Annotated in this window: 3 protein-coding genes and 1 tRNA gene; 1 reads left to right on the top strand and 3 read right to left on the bottom strand. The window is 44.7% G+C overall.

What is annotated here, in order from left to right:
* Positions 1–2449: hypothetical protein (locus PKH29_12335; GenBank protein ID HNX15627.1), on the bottom strand; the 2449-nt coding region annotated here is incomplete at its 3' end.
* A 593-nt stretch (positions 2450–3042) separates the two neighbouring features.
* Between PKH29_12335 and PKH29_12340 the strand changes: the two genes are divergently transcribed.
* Positions 3043–3118: transfer RNA gene (locus tag PKH29_12340), tRNA-Met, on the top strand.
* 172 nt (positions 3119–3290) lie between these two features.
* On the opposite strand, the gene PKH29_12345 is transcribed toward PKH29_12340, so the two are convergent.
* Both PKH29_12345 and PKH29_12350 read right to left on the bottom strand, forming a co-directional pair.
* Positions 3291–4700: a tyrosine-type recombinase/integrase gene (locus PKH29_12345; protein ID HNX15628.1), complete on the bottom strand. Its 1410-nt coding sequence runs from the start codon at positions 4698–4700 to the stop codon at positions 3291–3293.
* Positions 4687–5732 (bottom strand): DUF6076 domain-containing protein (locus tag PKH29_12350; GenBank protein ID HNX15629.1); only part of this gene is annotated, 1046 nt, incomplete at its 5' end. The genes PKH29_12345 and PKH29_12350, both read right to left, overlap by 14 nt.

Below are 5732 nucleotides of genomic sequence, written 5' to 3' on the forward strand. Positions count from 1 at the left end.
TGTCAATCGTGTTGTAGAACTTCGCGTAGCCGACCGGGTTGCGGACCGGCTTGGAGCCGTCGGTGTTGAATCCGACGTAGGACAGGAGCGCCGTCAGCTTCGTGTAGTAGTTGACGCCGTTGTAACCGTCTGCCCGGAAAGTTCCGACCGGAGGTGTCGCGGTGTTATAGTCCCAGTAGCTGCCGGAGCCCGGGATCCCGTTGATCATATCAACGTAGATGACCTTGTTGGCGTTGCTGTTGTACACTCTCGTGCCGTTCGCGTCGACCAGGCGGTCATTGTACAGCTTGATCTGCTCAACAAAGGTCAGACGGCTGTAGTTGAAATCGGTGATGTCGGCATCGGCCAGCGGGCTGACTTTATCATCGAAGTTCGTTCTGACCTTGATGCGCATCAGCGTGAAGGTGCCGTCCTGCAGCGGGATGACGAAGGTCTCGTCATACTGCGTGATCGGGCAGCTGTAAGCGGTAACTATGGTGCCCTTCGCGATGCTGACGACGAGGTTGGCCTTGCCGTAAGCGGTCGTGAGGTTATCCAGGGTGTTGTCATGGATGTCGATGACCATCTGCGCCATGAAATCATTGGTGTATTCGACGTAATAGTTCAGGGTGTGGCCGAAATCGCGCAGGGTCTTACCCTTGGCATCGGTTTCTTTCAGGCCCGCGATGAGGTCTGCGCCGCCGATGGTCGGAACCAGTTGAAGGTCAACATTGCCCGGTTTCGCGGCGTCGACCAGGTTCATATCAGAAGCCAGTGCTCTGATCTTGGTGTCGAAGTTCCAGTCGGACTGGGTTCCTCTGCCTGTCTTGTAAGTGATCTTCAGATAGGCGTTTTGATTTGTCGGCCATTGGATGGTTGTTCCGAACGGCTGATTGCCCGATTCATAAGGAACCTGCTCCCAATAGAGGAGTTTTCCGGCTTCAAGCTCGGAAGCGAGCAATGTCTGGCTCTGGTTGCCGACGATTCTGTAATCGCCGTGCCAGCCGCCCTCGCCGCCATGTTCACCGCCGACTGCGGTCGCGGTCTGGAGACCGGATACCGCATTCGCGGTGGCCCAGGTCAGACGCAGATTACCCTTGAGGCCGGTGAAAGTATAGGTAACTGTCGCGTCGGACGGAACCAGTGTCGAGGTGCCGATTCTCGGATCTGCCATTGTGACTGTAAAGCCATAACCGGCTGCATCATTTCTCATGGTAACGAAAGCAAGCCATGATGCATAGTTATAGGCATACGTGCCCGCAGCAGCCGTAAATGACTTTTTCAAGAGAGAAAGGTCAAGGGTTGCGGGGGATGTTGTGGTATCTTTATAAGATGCCGAAGTGATATCCCATTGATATGTGACGAGAGAGCCGGCTGTCAGCATGAAGTCGACAGCAGCTGTCGTATCCTTGGTGTTATAACCGATCAGGCCGGCAACACCGTATTCAAAACCGAACAGCTTGGTGTAAGCATGTGTGCCGTGGAACATGTCGTTCCAGAGCGCGACTTCACCGTCCATGTTGTAGACATAACCGACAGCGGTTGTAAAGGAACCCGCTGTGATCGCGTCGTCTGTATAGACAGTCGGGGTAGCGGGTGTGCTCTCTGTAAAGGTCGTCTTTGTGCACTCCTGGAAGTACACATTGAAAACGCCGTTGTCACCTGTGGTGGCTGTGATGGCGGCGGCCAGGTCGGTGTCAAACAGCTGAATCTGCGCGGGAGTGGCATCCACCTGGAAGGTGAAGAACTGCAGCAGATTGTTGGAGTCGACGCCGGTTGCCGGCATCTTCGACCAGCTCAGAACGCGGGCGGCGTTAGCCGAGGCGTTGAAGCCGATGGTGATGGTGTTGGTGCCGTACTTCGCCCATTTGGCGGAGCTGGTCGGGTTGGACCATGCACTCAGATCGATATAGATGTTCTTTTTGGTGTAAACGGAGGGCGTGAATTCCGAGCCCGAAATCACCTGTGCGGCAACTGCCGGATGATAGGTGACTGCGTTCGGATAATCAATACCGTCGAGTACGTTCAAATTTTGGGTAGTCGGGCCGCCTGTGACCCAACCTGCCGGTGCCGTGTAGACGGTGGCGGTGGTAGAGGGGGTTGTTCTGTAATCGGTCCACGTCCAGGACTCGGGTACCGGTTCGCTCCAGACGCGGGAATCGTAGGTTCCGCGCACGACTTCGACGAAGATGTCGATGCCGTTCTGGTTGCTCAGAGGAGCGGCGGATGTGATGCCGTTCCAACCCCACAGTCCGATCGAATCCGCAAAGAAGGATCCGTCAGTGGTACTGCGCGTGTTGTTCATGATCTTCGCGTAGTTCGCGGATGTGCCGAGCGTCTGACTTTCCGCATTGCCGAGCGTTCTCGCGCCGTATTTGAGTTCGGCGGAGACAGCCAGCGCGGAAGCCATGGTCACGACCATCAGCATCGCGAGGACCATTGCAGACAACTTTTTGAAGGTTCTGCTCATGATTGGTTTCCTCCTGTAAATTTTTTTGCCGCCGCTTTTTCACCGCAAAGAGCGCAGCGGCTTGACTCCATTGCAGGAAAATTATACCCACTGTGCTAATATATGTCAATACATAGATTGGAATTTTACAATATTTATCTATTGTATATTGCATCCTGTTAAGGAAAATGTGTAATTTGTTACTTTCATGATGGATTATCCGACCTTTTTCGACAAACGGGAGTTTTTCTTCTTTTTTTCGCGTGCCGCAGTGCCCCTCATGAGAGAGAAATCACAGCCGCTTAACAAACCGGCGGGCTCTCCGGATCATAAAAACCTTCGCGCCCCATGAAGGGCTGACTCCCCTTTCATGAAGAAAAAGTCCCGGACATCCGGATGACCCGCTCTTTCAATGCTTTTTTCAAACGGGTGAATCTTTTGAACCCCGGCCCTTGATTGAAATTTTTCTCCGCATCCCTCTCTGACGGGATCCGCCGGCAGGGCCTGTGATTCCGCTTTAAAAAAATTCCCGTTTCCGCCTTGACAAATAAAACAAATCTGTATATAATAAAAAAGCGTTCCGGCCTGAACACTTTATGAAAAACTTAACATGACGCGGAGTAGAGCAGCTGGCAGCTCATCGGGCTCATAACCCGAAGGTCACAGGTTCAAATCCTGTCTCCGCAACCACGAAAAAGCCCTTAACCATGCGGTTTAAGGGCTTTTTGATTTTTATTGAAAATGAATAAAAATAGCCAAATGGGGTTTATTTGGGGTTTATTTCTTTAAATTGTGCTTTTGCGGAGCTACTTTTTTTCATTATTTTAAATAAAACAATATTACATTACGAGGCTTTGTAATTTCATCCTTCACTTATCTGTTTTGCTCGAAATGGAATTACTTTCCCTTTGGGACTAAGCATATCTTCGAGCTTATCAGCGGCTTTTGCATCAGCGCTTTGAATTGCATGGGTGTAGATGTTCATTGTGGTGGATGTCTGAGCATGCCCTAGACGTCTTGATACCGTTCTGATATCAATCCCACTCGCAATCATTAGCGTAGCATTGGTATGTCTCAAACTGTGTAAGTGAATGTTCGGTAAACCAGATCGTTTAATAAAGTCTTTAAACCATCCCGATAAACTATCAGGGTGCATAGGCAAACCATTCCATGTAGTAAACAATCTATTAGTCTCATGCCATTGATTACCAAAGGAAAGACGTTGCTCATCTTGCCAAACTCTATATGTCTGCAGCTGATCAAAACAAATATTCGATAGCTTTATGGTACGCACACTTGATGAAGTTTTTGGCTCCTTTGTTATGATACCCTTGCCTGCTATGTACTGAGATGTACAATGTATGCTTACTTTGCGATTGGAAAAGTTAATATCGGACCATTCCAGACCGAGCAATTCACCACGACGCAGTCCCAGGAACAACAACAGAATTATTGCGGTTGTATATTTAATGGGTTCTTCTTCTAATAGTTCGAGCAAATGAATGGATTGAATATCGTCAAGATACTCAGCTTCTTTCCGAACCGAATGAGGGGGTCTCGTACGGTCAGCGGGATTTGAATCGATTATTTGATCATCTTTAACCGCAGCATTCAATATTGTTGATATTAAACGAAAATAATGAAGAACCGTTCTTGGCGCCAACTTCACATTTCCGCCTTTCTCTACAAAAGTGTCTTTTATTTTAATCTTCAGCGTTTTACATATGGCGATAGCAGTTTCTTTGCGAACACCTTGTCCTCTAAAAGCAGCATATATCGTCGACTCTGTAACCCCGCTCTGCTCAGCCAGTTTCACTCTTGTCATCCCATGGATTTTTGATAATTCTTTTAGATCAACAACTGCGATAAATTTCGTGTCTTCACGTTTTCCTTCTTCAAGGTTCATTATAAATTCATTGATATTGTGTGGTTGAAGTTTAACGAGAGGTATGTTACCGATGGCATCATTGATTCTAACTAACAAAGCTTTATATCGTTCCAGGGTTTTTGGTGCAAGTTGACGTTCGCCGTAATTCTTTATCCATATTTCAGCATACTCGGAAAAGCGCATATCTGAAGAATAGTATTGTCCTTTTTTTACTTGTTCTTCGAAAAGCACTTTCTGTCGTTCGAGTTCGTCAGTGATTTTCTTTTGCGTCAAATTTGGATCTAATTTCACGGTCTTTTTCCGCGTTCTTTGCTTACCATTGGGATAATATCCATCAAAAACAACAATACGATAACTTTCTCCCCGCTTTTCAACTGATGCCATTGTTTTTACCTTCCTTTTTAAATTCAATTTTACCAACATGCTTGCTTGTATGTTGTTCTTTTAACCAATCTAAATAATCTTTAATACTCATAATTCCTTTTTTTACATCCTCTTTTCGTTTTTTGGCTTCCTTTATAAATTTATCTAAATCTGTTTTAAAATTTTTACCACGACTCCTTTCATATTTTCCCCGTTTAATGTTATAAACTAATTTATAGAGCCTAGTTGCCTCATCGGTTTTTGTCTTTTCAAGATAATGCTTATAGCTCATATAATCAACACACGTTTTGGTTTTATTTTGAGGTGATATATTATTACAATACACTGCGTCCGATCTAGTGGGTATAAAATAAGTTGAGCAGTTAAGACATTTTTTTATAATACATTCGTTATTAATCATTTCATACAATAGGTAGTTGAATAATTCAGATATATAATTAAAAACGAGTTTTGACCCTATTCTATAAGTGATGGTTTTATCTGAGCTTTTCAAGTTTTCACAAGCTATATTGAAAATCTCGGATGGATCATTTGAATCATTAACGTTACCGATTTTATTAGCATCTAAAAACTTTTTTAAATCTACAGCCATTTCACTTTTAACCTCTTGCGTGGCATTAAAACATAGTTCGTGATAATTTGGTTTATATCTGTATACATGATCATATATCAAAAATTTTTGTTTGCATGACAGTCCATTTTGTTCAATAAGGACTTTTTCAATAAATAAAACCAAATTGTTATAGTCTACATTCTCTAATTCTTTTTTAAGTAATAAAACTGCAGTTTCAATTTCTTTATCGTCTTCTATGTGTGCATAGTCATCAGCTTCTATAATGTCATCAGCTTCTTTACTTTCTGGATCGTTTGAAAAGGATGCTCCCGTTAATTGTCCTACCAAAGAAATATAGTCTTTATTTAGATAATCAATAATAAAATCGTAATAATTTACTGCAACAGTATTCCTATCATCTATACTTTTACCTTGTTCTTGATTTTTATCTTTGTCGGTTTTGGCGAATTTATCTCGGC

The sequence above is a fragment of the Oscillospiraceae bacterium genome (assembly GCA_035353335.1).
In the GTDB taxonomy this organism is placed as follows: Bacteria; Bacillota; Clostridia; order Oscillospirales; family JAKOTC01; genus DAOPZJ01.

Coding starts and splice junctions, on each gene's coding strand:
- PKH29_12345 (HNX15628.1), bottom strand. CDS start 4,700: ATGGCATCAGTTGAAAAGCGGGGAGAAAGTTATCGTATTGTTGTTTTT.